At 51.4% G+C, this 17,877-nt stretch carries 15 protein-coding genes and 2 tRNA genes; 12 read left to right on the top strand and 5 right to left on the bottom strand.

Annotated elements, in window-relative coordinates:
• Positions 1-13 precede the first annotated feature (13 nt).
• Together B5D63_RS08825 and B5D63_RS08820 are read right to left on the bottom strand one after the other, a co-directional pair.
• Positions 14-1,276, bottom strand: a complete 1,263-nt coding sequence (locus B5D63_RS08825) for a site-specific integrase (RefSeq protein ID WP_078668337.1) — start codon at positions 1,274-1,276, stop codon at positions 14-16.
• Positions 1,277-1,525: 249 nt separating this feature from the next.
• A tRNA-Lys gene (locus B5D63_RS08820) sits at positions 1,526-1,601 on the bottom strand.
• Between the two features lie 191 nt (positions 1,602-1,792).
• Between B5D63_RS08820 and B5D63_RS08815 the strand changes: the two genes are divergently transcribed.
• From B5D63_RS08815 to B5D63_RS08800, 4 genes are all read left to right on the top strand, one after another.
• On the top strand, positions 1,793-2,608 hold the full coding sequence (locus tag B5D63_RS08815) for an SDR family oxidoreductase (RefSeq protein ID WP_078668336.1): 816 nt from the start codon (positions 1,793-1,795) through the stop codon (positions 2,606-2,608).
• A 187-nt stretch (positions 2,609-2,795) separates the two neighbouring features.
• The gene (locus B5D63_RS08810; protein WP_078668335.1) at positions 2,796-3,623 is read left to right on the top strand and encodes an SAM hydrolase/SAM-dependent halogenase family protein; all 828 of its coding nucleotides are present in this window, start codon (positions 2,796-2,798) and stop codon (positions 3,621-3,623) included.
• Entirely contained in the window at positions 3,620-3,913 is a 294-nt protein-coding gene (locus B5D63_RS08805) for a putative quinol monooxygenase (protein ID WP_078668334.1), read from the top strand. Before B5D63_RS08810 ends, B5D63_RS08805 begins: the two co-directional genes overlap by 4 nt.
• A gap of 172 nt (positions 3,914-4,085) precedes the next feature.
• The gene (locus B5D63_RS08800) at positions 4,086-7,319 is read left to right on the top strand and encodes a glycosyltransferase family 117 protein (RefSeq protein WP_078668333.1); all 3,234 of its coding nucleotides are present in this window, start codon (positions 4,086-4,088) and stop codon (positions 7,317-7,319) included.
• A gap of 80 nt (positions 7,320-7,399) precedes the next feature.
• On the opposite strand, the gene B5D63_RS08795 is transcribed toward B5D63_RS08800, so the two are convergent.
• Entirely contained in the window at positions 7,400-8,245 is an 846-nt protein-coding gene (locus B5D63_RS08795) for a sugar phosphate isomerase/epimerase family protein (protein ID WP_078668592.1), read from the bottom strand.
• Positions 8,246-8,551: 306 nt separating this feature from the next.
• Here B5D63_RS08795 and B5D63_RS08790 point away from each other — a divergent pair, with 306 nt between their 5' ends.
• The 3 genes from B5D63_RS08790 (at position 8,552) to B5D63_RS08780 (ending at position 12,581) form a co-directional block, all read left to right on the top strand.
• Positions 8,552-9,646, top strand: a complete 1,095-nt coding sequence (locus B5D63_RS08790; protein ID WP_078668332.1) for a vWA domain-containing protein — start codon at positions 8,552-8,554, stop codon at positions 9,644-9,646.
• Between the two features lie 32 nt (positions 9,647-9,678).
• Positions 9,679-11,190: a sigma 54-interacting transcriptional regulator gene (locus B5D63_RS08785; protein ID WP_078668331.1), complete on the top strand. Its 1,512-nt coding sequence runs from the start codon at positions 9,679-9,681 to the stop codon at positions 11,188-11,190.
• A gap of 86 nt (positions 11,191-11,276) precedes the next feature.
• Positions 11,277-12,581, top strand: a complete 1,305-nt coding sequence (locus B5D63_RS08780) for a Gfo/Idh/MocA family protein (protein ID WP_078668330.1) — start codon at positions 11,277-11,279, stop codon at positions 12,579-12,581.
• 74 nt (positions 12,582-12,655) lie between these two features.
• Here B5D63_RS08780 and B5D63_RS08775 read toward each other — a convergent pair whose 3' ends face one another.
• A complete protein-coding gene (locus tag B5D63_RS08775; protein WP_078668329.1) occupies positions 12,656-13,138 on the bottom strand; it encodes a GNAT family N-acetyltransferase in 483 nt (160 codons plus the stop codon).
• 316 nt (positions 13,139-13,454) lie between these two features.
• Positions 13,455-13,525: transfer RNA gene (locus B5D63_RS08770), tRNA-Cys, on the bottom strand.
• A 197-nt stretch (positions 13,526-13,722) separates the two neighbouring features.
• Between B5D63_RS08770 and B5D63_RS08765 the strand changes: the two genes are divergently transcribed.
• The 5 genes from B5D63_RS08765 to B5D63_RS08740 all read left to right on the top strand — a co-directional run bounded on the left by B5D63_RS08765 (position 13,723) and on the right by B5D63_RS08740 (position 17,875).
• On the top strand, positions 13,723-14,604 hold the full coding sequence (locus B5D63_RS08765) for a nucleoside phosphorylase (RefSeq protein ID WP_078668328.1): 882 nt from the start codon (positions 13,723-13,725) through the stop codon (positions 14,602-14,604).
• Positions 14,605-14,859: 255 nt separating this feature from the next.
• On the top strand, positions 14,860-15,645 hold the full coding sequence (gene dapF / locus B5D63_RS08760) for a diaminopimelate epimerase (protein WP_078668327.1): 786 nt from the start codon (positions 14,860-14,862) through the stop codon (positions 15,643-15,645).
• Between the two features lie 24 nt (positions 15,646-15,669).
• Entirely contained in the window at positions 15,670-16,608 is a 939-nt protein-coding gene (locus B5D63_RS08755; protein WP_078668326.1) for a magnesium transporter CorA family protein, read from the top strand.
• A gap of 72 nt (positions 16,609-16,680) precedes the next feature.
• On the top strand, positions 16,681-16,959 hold the full coding sequence (locus B5D63_RS08750) for a hypothetical protein (protein ID WP_143312818.1): 279 nt from the start codon (positions 16,681-16,683) through the stop codon (positions 16,957-16,959).
• Between the two features lie 274 nt (positions 16,960-17,233).
• Positions 17,234-17,875, top strand: coding sequence for a class I SAM-dependent methyltransferase (locus tag B5D63_RS08740; RefSeq protein ID WP_200816932.1), 642 nt, complete (start codon positions 17,234-17,236; stop codon positions 17,873-17,875).
• Positions 17,876-17,877: the final 2 nt, after the last annotated feature.

Below are 17,877 nucleotides of genomic sequence, written 5' to 3'. Positions count from 1 at the left end.
AATCATCAGGGAATTAAGCCACTGCTACACTCAGCATAGAATCAGGCAATGAAAGGTTAAATCTGTTCTTTAACGCCCTCATGTCATCGCTTACCTTACTGGCTACAATCTTCGCATATATCTGCGTGGTGCGTATGGATTTATGCCCTAACATGGCACTCACGGTTTCCAGAGGTACACCGTTAGCCAGTGTTACCGTGGTGGCAAAGGTATGCCGCGCAGTATGGGTGGTAAGGTTCTTTTCTATGCCGCAGAGGTCCGCAATTTCTTTAAGGTACCCGTTAAAGCGCTGATTGCTTTTGATGGGCAGTAACACATTGTTAGCAACACAATGCGGATGTTCGCGATACTTCCGCAGGATCTCTTTAGCCAACGGTAACAGAGGAACGTTTTCACGGCACCAGGTCTTTTCCCTATTTTTTACAATCCAATCTTCGCCATCGAAGTATTTAGTGATACTGTCAGGTGTCAGCAACTGCGCATCTTTATAAGCGTAGCCGGTGAGCGTCATAAATACGTAGGCGTCTTTGGCTTCCTGTAGGCGGGGAATAGAAAATTGTTTATGATACAGTGTACTGAGTTCTGCCACGGTGAGTATATCCCGCTCCGGGTTGATATAGGAACATACATAATCCTGCAAGGGGTTACACTGCAGCCATTTCCGCTGGACCGCCAGTTTTAACAGCTGCTTGGTATTCTTCAGGTATTTCATAGCGGTGTTATCCTGGATACCTTCCGTAAGTGTGAGATAGTCGAAGAAATCTTCCGCGAAGGAAAACTCAATTCTTTCGAGGGGGATATCTTTCATTTTGAGAACACCGGAAAGAAAGGCTGTGATCTTATCCTTTGTGGTGAGCCACTTTTTGTAGGTGCTGTTTTCCCGCTTTCCCTTGTCTACCTTTTCTTTGAACTTCCCGTTATGAAAGTCTACGACCTGCAACAGTGTTTGTTTTTCCTGATGAACGCCCAGGTAAGCGTTTTTAATCATAGTGGGGGTAACGGTTGATCCCTGCTTCTTCAACAGGTTGTAGTGCCGGAGCAGCTCACCTCTGACGTGTTGCAGCTGGTTATTTATCTCAATGGCCTCCGCCGACTTTCCCATAAAGATGCCAGCTTCTTTGTTGAATTTCGTGGGATCAACTTTGTAGCCCAGTGAAAAACCATCCCGCGGAAAGCCCGTAACAGTGATACGGACGCAGATAGTAGCCTTTCCGTTGGAATTGTTGTTATCGTACCGGAGATGAAAGAGGATTGATAAATCTTGACTTACTTTCATAGTCAAACAAGTTTTAGGTTACCGATTTTTGGTTTTGTTTGGTGTGTTTTGTTTCGGTTTGCAAGTCCTAAAACCCTTTACTGATAAGCATCTACCAGAAAAAAGGATACACTAACTTAGATTTTTTTTGTGTATCCTTTTTTGTATCCTCTCAGATTCGTTTGATATGGTTTACCTTTCTATGGTAAAAACAGAAAAGCCGCTTAAATCCTACGATTTAAGCGGCTTTAATTTCCTTTGATGATTTAGTGGTGATCCCGCTGGGACTCGAACCCAGGGCCCATACATTAAAAGTGTATTGCTCTACCAACTGAGCTACGGAATCTTTCGCTGTAAAAGCGGGTGCAAAAATAGGAATATTTTATTTTTAAACAAGTTTTTGTCAAAAAAAATCAGCACAACCAGTACTGGCAGGCATTACAGTCAAAACACAGCAGCACAATTCTGTACCAGAGATATAATAAAATGCTGTTACTATGAACTTCTCGCCTATTTTTGCAGTGCAAAAATATACCCATGAAAACTTTCTTTCAGAACAAGACAGTCGTTATTACCGGCGGTTCGTCGGGCATTGGTAAGGCATTGGTGGCGGAGATGCTGCGGTATGGCGCTAATGTGGCGGTGTGTGGCAGGAAGCTGCCGGCGCTGGAAGCGTTGCGTAATGAGCTGAATAATCCGAAGGGGCTGTTCATTCATACTGCGGACGTGAGCATCGAAGCGGATTGTAAAGCGTTTATTGAAGCGGTAAACAAGCAGTTCGGCCGGATCGACGTGCTGATTAATAACGCGGGTATATCGATGCGGGCGTTGTTTAGGGACCTGGATTTGAGTGTGCTGAAGTCGCTGATGGATATCAATTTCTGGGGGACGGTGTATTGCACGAAGTATGCGTTCCCGGCTATTTTAGCGGCGAAGGGTACGATTGTTGGCGTTTCGTCTATTGCTGGATACAGGGGCCTTCCGGGGCGGACCGGCTACTCGGCGTCCAAGTTCGCCATGCAGGGCTTCCTCGAAGCATTGCGGACCGAGAATCTGCATACAGGCGTCAACGTCATGTGGGTATGTCCGGGGTTCACGTCGTCGAATATACGGAATACGGCATTGAATCCGCAGGGGCAGGCGCAGAGTGAAACGCCGCTCAACGAGGACAAGCTGATGAGTGCCGAGGCGGTGGCGGAGGCGATTGCGAAGGCGATTGCGAAGCGCAAACGTACGCTGGTACTCACGGGCCAGGGCAAGCTGACGGTGTTCCTTAGCAAAGTGATACCGGGCATCCTGGACAAACTCGTCTACAACCACTTTAAGAAGGAACCCAATTCCCCTTTACAATAAAACCGAATTTTAGGCGCCATCGGTATTTTTACCTTTATTTGCAAAGAGATTGCATTCAGGACCCCATGGCATCTTTTTTGGAAGGAGAGCGGACATTGAAAAAAATGCCATTCAGATGTGAAACCGGTAACTGTTAGCAAGGAAGGGCGTTGAAATGTGAATTTAGAGCGGATTTAGAATTTCTGGCATGTCCATTATAACATTAACATCAGACATAGGGATGCAGGATTACCTGGTAGGTGCCATCAAGGGGCAGCTCTGGCACTACTGCCCGGAATGTCATGTTACGGACATCACCCATCATATCAGCCCGTTCAATCTCCCGCAGGCGACGTATATCTGTAAAAGCGCTTTCGCCTGGTTCCCGCTGGGCACTTTCCACTTTGTACTGATCAACTTGTTCGACCGGCGCCCGGACCATGTCCTGGTGGCGGAACATAACGGCCAGTACATCGGCTGTGCGGACAATGGTCTGCTCACCATGATCGCCGGCGGCATGCCGGAGCGGGTGATCAAGATCCCCTTGCCGCCGGATGCGCCCAAGACTACTTTCACCATGATCCAGCTGCTGGCCATGGCGGCCCGGGAACTAAGCAGAGGTAAAGCCCTCGGCGAGATAGGTCCGCTCACGCAGAGCATCCAGATCAAACATAACCTGCAACCCCTGGTAGGCGATGACTTCATCGAAGGCCAGATCATCCATATCGACAGCTTCGAAAACGTAGTGGTCAATATCACCCGCGACCAGTTCAACGCACAGCGCAGGAACCGCCGCTTCCAGATATTCTTCCGCCGCAATGAAGTCATCAACCAGATCAGTGAAACCTACGCTGATGTGGCCGAAGGCCAGAAACTGGCCATCTTTAACGCTGCCGGCTACCTCGAAATAGCCATCAACAAAGGAAACGCCGCCGGCCTCTTCGGCCTGCAGGGATTCCGCAGGGACCAGCTCACCCAGCCTACCGGCTTCCAGCAGCTGTCTTTTTACCAAACTGTCAGAATAATCTTTCAATGATCAACAGACTCGTTAAGATGGAGTTTGCCCCCGACAAGGTAAGCTCCTTCCGGGAACTGTTTTCCCGTCAACAAAATCTCATCCGGAACTTCCCCGGCTGCCTCCACCTCGAACTGTGGGAACATCCGGCCTCCGGCAACACCTTCTTCACCTTCAGCAAATGGGAGTCCGAAGCCGCCCTGGAAGCCTACCGGCACTCCGATCTCTTCCGGGAAACATGGGCCGCCACCAAAGTGCTTTTCAACGCAAAACCGGCAGCATGGACCGTTACAGAGGCTTTCAAAGCCTGAACGCCCGCCGGACGGCCCCGGGGTTCTAATCACATTTTAATCCCCCGGAAAACCACTACTATTCAAGGGGATAGCTGACAATTAAAAAGATATTTACAAAAAGTTAAAACTGTTCGGCAGATTAGCATAATTTGCTACTTTTTATATTTTTGTCGGACCTTAAAACAACCTTATGAATTTTAAAAGGACCAACAACATAGTTGGCTGGGCGATTTGCATCATTGCCTGCTCTGTTTACATTATGACTATGGAGGCCACGGGCAGCTTGTGGGACTGCGGCGAATTTATTTCCAGTGCGTACAAAGTACAAGTCCCCCACCCTCCCGGAGCACCCCTGTTCGTGATGCTCGGAAGACTCTTCAGCATGTTCCTGAAACCCTCTCAGGCGGCACTGGGCGTAAACACCATGACTGCCCTCGCCAGTGGTTTCACCATCCTGTTCCTCTTCTGGACCATCACGCACTTCGCCCGTCGTCTGATGGTCAAAGCCGGTGAAGAGATCTCCCGTGAGAAAATGATCGCCATTATGGGCGCCGGTATCGTAGGGTCCCTCGCTTATACCTTTTCTGATTCATTCTGGTTCTCCGCCGTGGAAGGTGAAGTGTATGGTATGTCCTCCTTCTTCACCGCCGTCGTGTTCTGGGCCATCCTCAAATGGGAACACGAAGCAGACGAACCATACGCCGACAGATGGATCGTGTTGATCGCCTACCTCCTCGGCCTGTCCATCGGGGTACACCTGCTCAACCTCCTCACCATCCCGGCTATCGTAATGGTCTACTACTTCAGAAGATTCAAACCTACCGCTTGGGGCACCTTCTGGGCCTTCCTCATAGGCTGCGCCATCACCGGTATGATCCAGAAATACCTGATCCAGGATACCGTAAAAGCCTCCGGTTATATGGACGTTATCTTCGTCAATAACCTCGGTATGGGCTACTTCTCCGGGTTCATCTTCTACTTCGTCGCCATCATCGCAGTACTGGTACTGGGCTACAGAAAACCGAAACTCGGCCTCTACGCGCCGCTGATCATCATCGCCTCTGTCATCCTGATACCTGCCTACAACGACAACAGCGGCGGCATCGTATTCTTTAAAGTGTTGCTGGCTGCGTTCTTCCTGCTCATCCCTACCCTGCTGAAAACGTTCGGCATCAAACTGGACCCGGGAAAAACACTGCACTTCAGCCGGCTCACCATCATGTTCATCCTCTTCACACTCCTCGGATATTCTACCTACATCACTACCATGGTGCGTTCTACGTCTAACCCTTCGGTAGATATGTATAACGTGGACAACCCGATCTCCCTCGTAGGTTACCTCGGGCGCGAACAATACGGCGACTTCCCCCTGATCTACGGTCAGGTGTTCACCGCCCGCCCCGAAAAGTATGACGAAGGCGGCAACATCTACGCCCGCGGCCCCAAAAAATACATGGTCGCCGGTAAAAAAATGGAGCCTAAATACGCTTCCGAAGATATGATGCTGTTCCCCCGCGTATGGGACGCCAGCAACGATCAGGGCCACGCAGACTTCTACCGCTCCTGGCTCGGACTGGAAGCCAACGAAAAACCTTCCTTCGGCGATAACATCAAGTTCTTCATCCAATACCAGATGAACTTCATGTACTTCCGCTACTTCATGTGGAACTTCGTCGGTAAACAAAACGATACCCAGGGCTACGGCAACGTACGCGATGGCAACTGGATCTCCGGCATCCCCTTCATCGACAACGCCATATACGGCGACCAGAGCATGATGCCGGACAGCCTGAAAAACAACAAGGCGCACAACACCCTGTTCTTCCTGCCCTTCATCCTCGGTATCATCGGTTTCTTCTTCCAGTACAACAACCACCGGAAAGATACCCTCATCGTCACCCTCCTGTTCTTCTTTACAGGCATCGCCATCGTACTGTACCTCAACCAGGCCGGCAACCAGCCACGTGAACGTGACTACGCCTACGTAGGCTCCTTCTACGCTTTCGCCATCTGGATCGGCCTCGGCGTACTTTCCGTGTACAACTTCCTGAACAAAAAAATCAAAAATGCAATGACACCGGTACTGGCCACAGGCTTATGCCTCCTCGCCGTACCCGTGCTCATGGCCGCCCAGGAATGGGACGACCACGACCGCTCTACCAAATACATCGCCCGCGATATCGCGAAAGATTACCTGGAATCCTGCCAACCTAACGCCATCCTGTTCACCGTGGGGGATAACGATACCTACCCGCTGTGGTACGCACAGGAAGTAGAAGGCATCCGCCCCGATATCAGGGTGATCAACCTCAGCCTCCTCGGCGTGGACTGGTACATCGATCAGCAACGCAGAATGGTGAACCAGAGCGCTGCCGTGCCCATGAGCTGGACACCGGATAAATATCAGGGTGAAACCCGCAACTACATCCGCTTCTTCGATCCGGGAAATATTCCGGCCGACAGGGACTTCCCCCTCAAAGACATCATGGACTTCATGGGAAGCGACGATGAACACAGCAAAATCAACACTCAGGACGGCGGCGCTGAAAACTTCCTGCCTACCCGTAACCTGTTCATCCCGGTTAACAAGGACGAAGTGCTGAAATACGGCGTGGTAAACGCAAAAGACGCAGACAAAATCCTGCCGAAAGTACCGATCAAAGTCACCAAAAGCTACCTGCTGAAGAATGACCTGGCCGTGTACGATATCATCGCTACCAACAACTGGAAACGCCCGATCTACTTTACCAGCCCCACCGACCTCGGTCTGAACGACTACCTCCAAACCGACGGCCTGGCCTACCACCTGGTACCGCTGCCTAAACCAACAGCTACCGATCCGTTAGGCATGGACATCAACGCCAACATAGGCGTAATGTACGAGAACCTGATGCACAAATTCGCATTCGGCGGCGCCCAGACCGTAGGCACCTACTTCGATGAGCCTAACCGCAAAATGCTGATGTACCTGCGCCAGTCCTTCACCCGCCTCAGCGTGGCCATGACACAGGGCGGCGCCGCTAAAGACAGCGCCATCGCAGTACTGGCCTATATGGACAAAAACGTGAAGGAAGTGAACTTCCCTTACGCCATGACCACCCCGGGCAACATGCACAACTATACGTCCCTCCAGACCGTATACGCCCACTACATCGCAGGCGACTACAAACGTGGCGATGAACTGAGCAACCAGATCATCAAAGACTGCCAGCAGCAGCTCCGCTACTACCAGTCCCTGCCCGCCAGCAGACTGACCTCCGACCTCCAACGCGACGGCCAGACCGCTGAACAGTTCATCCAGTGGCTGGAACGTATGAAAGTGGACTTCGGCCCCGGCGGACAACACGCCCGCGAAGGCCAGCAAAACATCAACACCGCCGGCGACTCCGCAGCACCTCAAACAGCTCCGGACTCCGCCAAATAACGGAAGAACAATAGTGCCGATAAAAACGAAGCGCCCCTCTGGTCCAGAGGGGCGCTTCGTTTATGGAGATAACTTAACGACTAGAGATTGCTTACCATCTGTCTCCAGAAAGCAGCGCTTTCTTTCACTTCCGGTACGTTGGTATCCCAGTTATGCTCATATTCTGCCGAGAAAAGCCCCTTGAACTTCTGCGCTTTCAGCGTTTCCAGCACTTTAGGGATCTGGCAAACACCATTACCCCAGATCACGTCATGACCTTTTTCGGATTTCTCGTTCAGGTCTTTGAAGTGCAGGCTCACAATGTGGCCGTTCAGTTTCTTCAGGCATTCGATCGGATCGAGGCCGGAACGTACCCAGTGACCGATATCCGCGCAGGCGCCCATTAATTTGCTTCTGCCCTGGATCGCTTTCAGCACGCTGTCAGGATGCCAGTAGTGGCTCGGTTTCGGGTGATCGTGGATCGCCAGTTTAATGTTATAGCGGTCGCAGAGGGAAGAGATCAGGTCCAGGTACTCCGGTTGCGGCTCGCTGGTGATGCTCTGAATGCCCATTCTGTTGGCGAAGTCGAACAACATGCGCCATTCCGCTTCGGAATTAGGTACTACCACCCCGAAAGCCATCAGCACCTTGTGTTTCTTTTTAAAGAGGCCCTTTACCTGTTCCTGTTTTTCAGGAGACATATGGTAGTCCAGTTTACCCTCAATGCCGCCACCGATGGTCTGGCCCGGATAAGCTTCCACATACTGGATACCGCAGCTGTCCATCTTATCCAGCGCTTCCGCCAGCGTAAAATGGTTGAATGTCCATGCCTGGGCACCCAGTTTCCAGCCTAATGCATCCGCCCTGGCCTGGCCCTTAGCAGACTGTGCAAACATTGCCACCGCTAAACCTCCCGCCAGCAGCCATGCATTTCTCAGTTTTTTCATATTGATATTTTTTTGATGATTGAAAGTAATAGCTTTCAACGGAAAATACAAGCACGCGAGGATTTTCTCGCAAAGAGCGCAAAGATTTTTCACGCAAAGGCGCCAAGCAGCAAAGAAGCAAAGAATTTATTAACCCACCTTTATTTTATTATATTTTGAACACCAACATATCATACAATAATATATATAAAACAAATTTCTTATTTTTCTTTGCTGCTTGGCGCCTTTGCGTGAAAAATCTTTGCGCTCTTTGCGAGAAATATTTTCGCTAATTTTAATAACGAACTTTGTTTTGACTTTTGTGCTATGAGAGGAATAATTTTTTCACGGTACCAACCGAACGACGATACCCGGTCTCCCTTCCAGAAACTGCTGGACCTCTTCACTCAACTACTCACCTACACCAGCGGAGACGTTACAGAAGCGATGCAGTGGCTGACAGAACTGGACAAGGAATTCGGACTGACCAACGATGAGTATGGCGTAGGCGACTTTATTCAGGAACTGAAAGAAAAAGGATACCTGAGAGAAAACGCGGAAACAGGCGAGATAGAAATCACGTCCAAAACGGAACAAACCATCCGTAAAAACGCACTGGAAGAGATCTTCGGGAAACTGAAAAAGTCCACCGTCGGCAATCATAACATCCGGAAATCAGGCATGGGCGACGAGCTCAACGCGGAAACCAGGCCCTTCGAATTTGGCGATAGCATCGACCAGCTCGACGTGACCGCCTCTATCCGCAATGCCCAGATCAATCACGGCATCGATAGCTTCTCCATTCATCAGGACGACTTGGAAATCAAGGAAACAGATTACAAAACCCAGACGTCCACCGCCCTGATGATCGATATCTCCCACTCCATGATACTGTACGGGGAAGACAGGATCACGCCCGCCAAAAAAGTGGCCATGGCCCTCAGTGAACTCATCACCACCCGCTATCCGAAAGATACGCTGGACATCATCGTATTCGGCAACGACGCCTGGCAGGTGGAAATCAAAGACCTTCCCTATCTGCAGGTAGGACCCTTCCACACCAACACCGTGGCAGGGCTGGAGCTGGCCATGGACATACTGCGCCGTCGCCGCAATCCCAACAAACAGATCTTCATGATCACCGACGGGAAACCCACCTGCCTTAAAATCGGGAAAGAATACTACAAAAACAGCTTCGGCCTCGACCGTAAGATCCTTAACCGGACGCTTAACCTGGCCGCACAATGCAAAAAGCTGAAAATACCCATCACCACCTTCATGGTGGCCACAGATCCCTGGCTGCAGAAATTCGTGCAGGAGTTTACCGAAACCAACAGCGGCAAGGCTTTCTTCTCCGGCACCGACAACCTGGGCCAGTTCCTGTTCTATGACTTCGAAAACGGGAAACGAAAATTATTCTAACAAACCGGCAAGGAATTGCGTAACTTTTAAACATGGATACCAGCATCAAGACGTTAGGTGAACTGAAAAAGAGTGGCTATCAACCCGTTTCAGTCAAAGAGGAAATCAGACGGAACCTGATCAAAAAACTACAGAAAAAAGAAACTTCCTTCCCCGGCATTATAGGCTACGAAGACACTGTCATACCAGACACCGAAAGAGCCCTGCTCTCCCGGCATAATATCCTGTTCCTCGGTCTCCGCGGGCAGGCCAAAACCCGCATGGCACGCCAGATGATAGACCTGCTCGACGAATACATCCCCGTCGTGGAAGGCTCCGAAGTCAACGATGATCCGTTTAATCCGCTGTCCCGCTACGCGCGTGACCTCATCGCGGAAAAAGGCGATAAAACACCCATCGCCTGGCTGTCGCGCGCCGACCGCTACGCGGAAAAACTCGCCACGCCCGACGTGTCCGTGGCCGATCTCATCGGCGACATCGACCCCATCAAAGCGGCCAACCAGAAACTCAGCTATGCGGACGAACGCGCCATTCACTTTGGCATCATTCCCCGCTCCAACCGCGGCATCTTCGTCATCAACGAACTGCCCGACCTGCAGGCCCGCATACAAGTGGCCCTGTTCAATATCCTCCAGGAAGGCGATATCCAGATCCGTGGCTTCAAAGTGCGCATGCCGCTGGATATCCTGTTTGTCTTCACCGCTAACCCGGAAGACTATACGAACCGCGGCTCTATCGTTACCCCGCTGAAAGACAGGATCGAAAGCCAGATCATCACCCACTACCCGAAAAGCGTGGAAAACTCCCTGCTCATCACCGAACAGGAAGCAGCCATCCATACCGACCAGGAAGCCCGTGTGACCATCTCCGATATGGTAAAACGTATCATCGAACAGGTAGCTTTCGAAGCACGCAACAGCGAATACGTGGATAAAAAAAGTGGCGTGTCCGCCCGTCTTACCATCGCGGCCTTCGAAAACGCGGTCAGCTCCGGCGAACGGCGCGCTATCATCAACAAGGAAAAAGAAACACAGGTACGCATCGCCGACCTGATGTCCATCATACCCGCCATCACCGGTAAGATAGAACTGGTGTACGAAGGCGAACAGGAAGGCCCCCTGCAGGTGGCGCACAACCTGCTCGACAAGTCCATCCGCACACTGTTTGCCAGCTACTTCCCCAACCCTGATTCGTTCAAGAAACGGAAGCAGGCAGTGCCCGTGGAAAACCCGTACCGCAGCGTTATCCAGTGGTTCGACAAAGGCAACTACCTGCAGCTCATGCAGGATATCAGCGACAAACAATACGAAACCACGCTCAGCAAAGTAGAAGGACTGAAAGAGATGGTGAAAGCCCGCTTCCCGCAGGCCAACAACCGCGAAACGTTGCTGCTGATGGAGTTTGTGCTGCATGGCCTCGCCTCCTATTCGCTCATCAGCAAAAAAGTAGGAGAAAACGATACCCGCTTCAGCGATCTGCTCGGTACCATGATGAACTTTAACATGAGCGGCGATGACGACGATAATACAGAGGAAGATTTTTAATCTTTATAAGAATGTCTGACTGAAAAGGCTGGTTTTACACCAGCCTTTTCTTTTTTTTATTATTTTGTTGACATAAAATTCCACTTATGAAACATTCCAGAAGGGACTTCCTCCGTTCAGCCTCCGCCTTGGCGGCCGGCGCCGGCCTGGTTTCCGTGCTGCCGTCCGGTGTAAGGGCCGTAGCGCCATCCGACCGCATCCGCATCGCCGCTATTGGTATCAACGGCATGGGCTGGTCCGACCTCACCGCCATGCTGAAACACCCCGCCGCACAATGCGTGGCTCTCTGCGATGTAGACCGCAACGTGCTGGACAAGCGCGTGGGCGAGCTCTCCCGCCAGGGCATCAAGGCAAAAGCGTATAGTGATTACCGTAAGTTGCTCGAAGACAAATCCATCGACGCCGTGATCATCGGCACCCCGGACCACTGGCACTGCCTGCAGATGACAGACGCCTGCGCCGCCGGCAAGGATGTCTACGTAGAGAAACCGTTAGGTAATTCCATCGCCGAATGCCGCGCCATGGTAGCAGCGCAGCAGCGCCACCAGCGCGCCGTACAGGTAGGCCAGTGGCAACGCAGCCAGCAACATTTTAAAGATGCCGTGGCTTTTGTGCATTCCGGCAAACTGGGACAGGTACGCCTCGTGAAAGCATGGGCCTACATGGGCTGGATGAAATCCATCCCCGTGAAGCCCGACGGCACACCGCCAGCAGGCGTGGACTACAAAGCATGGCTGGGCCCCGCCAAAGAGCGCCCTTTTAATCCCAACCGTTTCCATTTTAATTTCCGCTGGTATTGGGACTATGCCGGCGGCCTGATGACCGACTGGGGCGTGCACCTGCTCGATTACGCCCTCCTCGGCATGAAAGCGGAAACGCCAAAGTCGGTGATGGCCGCCGGTGGTAAGTTCGCCTACCCCGACGATGCCGCAGAAACACCGGACACACTCACCACCGTCTACGAATTTGACGGCTTTAACATCCAGTGGGAACAGGCGCAGGGCATCGATGGCGGTCCCTACGGGCGCGACCATGGCATTGCCTTTATCGGCAACAACGGCACGCTGGTACTGGACCGCGGCGGCTGGGAAGTGATCCCCGAAAAAAAGAATATGGAAGCCGTGCCCCGGCAGAAAGCGGTGGACAATGGCCTTACCCTGCATACGCAGAATTTCATCGATGTGATACAGTCACGCCGCCTCGACGATCTGCGCACACCGGTGCAGGCAGGCGCGCATATCGCTACCCTGGCACAAATGGGGAACATCGCCTTCAGGACCGGGAAAAAACTGTATTGGGACAAACACGCAGGGCAGTTTACCGACAGCGACGCCAATCAATTGCTGGCTGCCGGATATCATAATGGGTACAAACTGCCGGTTACCGGCTAAGTCACGCAAAGACGCGGAGCTGCAAAGACGCAAAGAAATTTGGGTGTTTGTTGCCTGCGTCTTCCCTTCCCTGGTCAGGAGGCTTTCTCCAGACTCAGGGACAGGTATACTGCGCTGCTGATAGGGTTGTCGTAATACGCTGCAATAGGCTGGAATCCCAGCGACGTATACAGTTCAATCGCGGGCCGCATGTGCGCCAGCGTATCCAGCAGTATACGTTTATAACCCAGGTTGCGGCTCTCTTCAATGGCTTCGGCTGCCAGGGCTTTGCCTACGCCGTGACCTTTGAACGCATCTTTCACAAAAAGACGTTTCATTTCAGCGGTGGTATTGTCAAAAGGCCGGACCGCCACGCATCCCGCTACCTGGCCGTCTACTCTGGCCAGTAAAAGGGCGCCGCCGGGCGCTGCATAAGCACCGGGCAATTCGGCCATCTCGTCTTCAAACCGTTGAAAGCTAAGGTCAACATTTAACCAGTTGGCATATTCTCTGAAAAGTAGCTTTACCTGTTCCAGGGCTCCGGTATCTGCTGCGGTTACTTTAATGATCTCTGTCATCGCCTCACTTTTAGAATTATCGGTAAAGCGCAAAAGCCTTCCGGACCAGGGCGTTCCAAATCTCTCTGACTGGTTTCCAGGAACACCCCAAACTTTTGCGGGATAAGCAATTTACGACAAAAACACACGTAAATGATCAAACAAAAAATTAATTTTCGGAGAAAAAAATGGCTGGATAAGTACTAAAACAAGGGTAAAATCCAACAGTATACAAACATCCTTCTTTCCTGTTATGTATACCTTCGCAGCATCGCCTGAGAGGAGCCGTGGGCAACAAAAAAGCCGCTACAGGAGCGGCTTCTTACTTTCCCATCTGAGGTTCCGAGCGGATTCGAACCGCTGTACGAGGTTTTGCAGACCTCTGCCTAGCCACTCGGCCACGGAACCGTACAATCCGACTCAAACACTTGCTGTTGCTTGCCTCCAGCGGGCGTCCCCGTCGTTTTGTGGGATTGCAAAAGTAGCAATTTTCTGATAATCACCAAATATTATTTAAAAAATATCTGAAAAAATATTTTGATAATTATTGATAACGTGGGAATATTGAAGTCCCAACACCGATTGTTGAATTAAAAAATAATATCATGGAGAATAAACGTATTGCAGAATCTGAGCTTATTATCAACAGCCGTGGAGCGGTATATCACCTGGACGTCAGACCGGAAGAGCTGGCCCATACCATCATTACCGTGGGTGATCCGGACCGCGTGCCGGCCGTGAGCAAACACTTCGACAAAGTAGAACACAAATCGCAACACCGCGAATTTGTTACCCATACCGGTTATATCGGAAATAAAAGACTATCTGTCGTATCCACCGGCATCGGTACCGACAACATCGACATCGTGCTCAATGAGCTGGACGCCCTCGTCAACATCGACTTTCAGACGCGTCTCGTAAAAGAGCAGCTGACCTCCCTGCAGGTGGTCCGCCTCGGTACTTCCGGCGCCCTGCAGGACAGCATCCCGGTAGACAGCTTCGTCGTTTCTTCCCATGGCCTCGGCCTCGACAATCTCATGGCCTACTACGCCTTCGAGAACACCACGGAAGAAAAACAACTGCTGGAAGCCTTCCGCGGACAGGTGATGCTGCAGCCCGGAGGCGCCAATCCATGCCTCTTCTCCGCCGGCGAAGACCTGCGCAAACATTTTACTGACGGTTTTCATACAGGCATCACCGTTACCTGCCCCGGCTTCTACGCACCGCAGGGCCGTATGCTGAGAGGCCAGCTGTCTAATCCTAACCTGATAGACAACCTCACCGGCTTCTCCTACGAAGGGCATCGCATCACCAACTTCGAAATGGAAACTTCCGCCATCTATGGCATGGGACGCGTACTGGGCCACCAATGCCTGTCTATCAGCGCCATCGTGGCCAACCGTATCCGGCAGGAATTCACCAAAGACGGCGCCGCCGTTGTGGAAGCGCTGATACAGAAAGGCCTCGGCATCATCGCAGGATTATAATACCCGCGCAACATACTGCTACATCCGGGCTACAGGAAACCAAACGGTAGCCCGGGTTTCCATCCCAATCAGCCACCGGCGCCCCAACTCCCTGCTATACCACCCGCCGGCACTTTAATTTCCTGTTATATTTATCCAGGCAATCCTGTATCCGCACTTATCTCCGCACCATTCCCCCACCCCGTTTCCGCTCCCGTCTCTGCTAATCAGTGAAATCAGCATTAATCATGGCGATCAAAGTTATATCTTTGCCTTATGCAACAGATCCATTTCTATAAATACCAGGGTACCGGCAATGATTTTGTGATCATGGACAACCGGGAAGGACAATACGACTGGCTCACCAATGAACAGGTGAATGAACTGTGTGACCGCCGTTTTGGTATCGGCGCCGACGGCCTGATGCTCCTGAATAAAAGCGAAGACTACGACTTCGCCATGAAATATTACAACTCCGACGGCCGCGAAAGCTCTATGTGCGGCAACGGTGGCCGATGCCTCGCCGCTTTTGCCCATAAAATGGGCGTAGGCGACGGCAACCTCTACTTCATCGCAGTAGATGGTGAACATGAAGCCACCATGGACGGCGCCAACTGGGTCAACCTGAAAATGCAGGATGTAGACTTTGTGGAACAAGGCCCCCTGCATTATTACCTCAACACCGGCTCCCCCCATTTTGTAAAATATGTGGAAGACGTACAGGCCGTGAACGTATTCGACGAAGGCCGCCAGATACGCTACAACGAACGCTTTGCCGCAGAAGGAACCAACGTCAACTTCGTGCAGCCTTTTGAAAACGGTATCTTCGTCCGCACCTACGAAAGAGGCGTGGAAGATGAAACCTACTCCTGCGGCACCGGCGTCACCGCCGCCGCGATCACCTTTGCCGGTAAAGAAGAGAAAGAATATGTGGTGCCCGTTCAAACCCTCGGCGGACAACTGGAAGTGCGCTTTACCCGCACCGGCGAACGCTCCTTCTCCAACATCTGGCTCTGTGGCCCCGCCACCCTCGTGTTCGAAGGACAAATAACCATTGGCTGATAAACGCTTTTTTACCCCTGCAGCATGATCCAATACTTCAAAAACATAGATTCCAAGACAGTGGCTATCCAGGCGCCGGAAAACGACGCCTGGGTAAACATCACGCCTCCGCTGAAACAGGCTGAATTCGAACAGCTCTCCGAAGCACTGGACATACCGCTGGACTTCCTGACCGACTCCCTCGATATCGACGAAAAATCACGCTACGAGCTGGAAGACAATGTAAAACTCATCGTTATCAAAACACCCACGGAGAACAACTCCATCAACGAAAGCGATGCCTACTACATCACCATCCCCATCGTGATCATCCTCACGCACAACCAGATCCTGACGGTCAACTCCTTCGATAACGCCGCCATCAAAAGGTTCCTCGATACCTTCCACAACCGTTCTCCTGAAAAGAAGAACATGATGGTGCTCAAAATCTTCGAGAAAGTGGTGGTCAATTTCCTCGATTACCTCAAGGAAATCAACCAACGCAGGAACATGCTGGAAGCAAAACTCTACGATTCCAACCGGAACGAAGAACTGCTCGCCATCATGCGCATCCAGAAAAGCCTCGTGTACTTCGTCACCGCCCTCCGCAGCAATGAACTGTTGCTGATGAAACTGGAAAGGACCAACTTCCTGGGCCTCAACGAGGACGAAAAGGAATTCCTCCATGACCTGGTCGTAGACACCTCCCAGGCGCTTGAAATGGCCAATATCTACACCAACATCCTCAGCAGCACCATGGACGCCTTCGCCAGTATCATCTCCAATAACCTGAACGTGGTGATGAAAAGGCTGACCTCCATCACGATCATCCTTACTTTTCCCATGCTGGTGGCCAGTATCTACGGCATGAACGTAGAACTCCCCTATCAGCATAGCATACACGCTTTCTACATACCCATTATCCTCTCTGTCGTGATCTCCGTCATCATCAGCATGTATTTCATGAAGAAGAAGTGGTTCTAGAATCGTGCCTTGCGGCAGATTTTATTCCCTATACACTATATGCCTGTGCGCATCATCTATTGCATAACCCTGATGATATTAGCTGTCTGCCAGCCCTTCGTCAGCACCGCTCAGAAAGAAGGCAACATCTGGTATTTCGGCGACAACTATCTGCTGCCGGACGGCCGCCGTATCACCGTAGCGGCGTCTATACCTCCAGCTTGCAGACAGGACGGCACCACGGTCACACGGGCCGGCGATTACACGGTACGCTACACCACGTGGCGCGGATGCGACAGCACCTTCCAAACGAAATTGACGGTGACATACCCTCCGCTGATCGAACTGGGACCGGATACCTGCCTTTTTTGATAACAGACCGCTGATACTGTCGCCCGGAGAGGGCTTTGACAGCTACCGCTGGGGCGAATGTATTTTCCTCACCACAGATGCCAGACAGGGCTGGAACGGTATGTTCCGCGGGCAGTTGCAACCGCTGGGCACGTATGTGTACAAGGTCCGCTACCGTAATATGCTGGGACAGGAAAAGCTGCTGAAGGGTACTGTAACGCTGTTATTGTAGCGTATTCTTACTTTATTCTGTTATATTTACAGCCGGATTTAATTTATAACCTGATCTTTGCCCATGGCATCTCTGTTAAAAGATATCATACGAAAAGCCAAAGCGCTGAGTGGCTACAATGCAATGAGAGCCGCCGCCGTTGAAAAAAAACTGATAAAATCACTGCAGGATACGGCCGACTGGAAACTGGTCATCGGCGCCAGCTCCGTGTTCGAAAAAGGATGGATACCCACCGAAGTGGAGCAGTTCAACCTGCTGGCACCGGATTCCTGGAACAAATACATCCCCGATGCTTCTGTGTCCGTTTTTCTGGCAGAGCACGTGTGGGAACACCTGACTTACGAACAGGGCCTTACCGGCGCACGCACCTGCTTCCGCTATCTTAAACCCGGTGGCTATCTGCGTATAGCCATTCCCGATGGTTTCCATCCGGACCCTGAATATATCAACAATGTAAAGCCCGGTGGCGCCGGCTGGGGAGCAGACGATCATAAAGTACTGTACACCTATAAACTCATGAGCCAACTGCTGGAAGAAGCTGGCTTTAAAGTGAAGCTGCTGGAGTATTACGACGAAAACGGGGAATTCCATTTTAACGAATGGAACAAATCCGACGGCATGATACACCGCTCCATCCGTTATGATGAACGGAACGTCGGCGGTAAACCAGTGTATACCTCCATCATCATCGACGCTGTTAAATAAAC

This window comes from Chitinophaga eiseniae (assembly GCF_900167135.1).
GTDB classification, from domain to species: domain Bacteria; phylum Bacteroidota; class Bacteroidia; order Chitinophagales; family Chitinophagaceae; genus Chitinophaga; species Chitinophaga eiseniae.
Note: the sequence above shows the minus strand (reverse complement) of the source record. Positions and strands in the feature narration are given on the sequence as shown.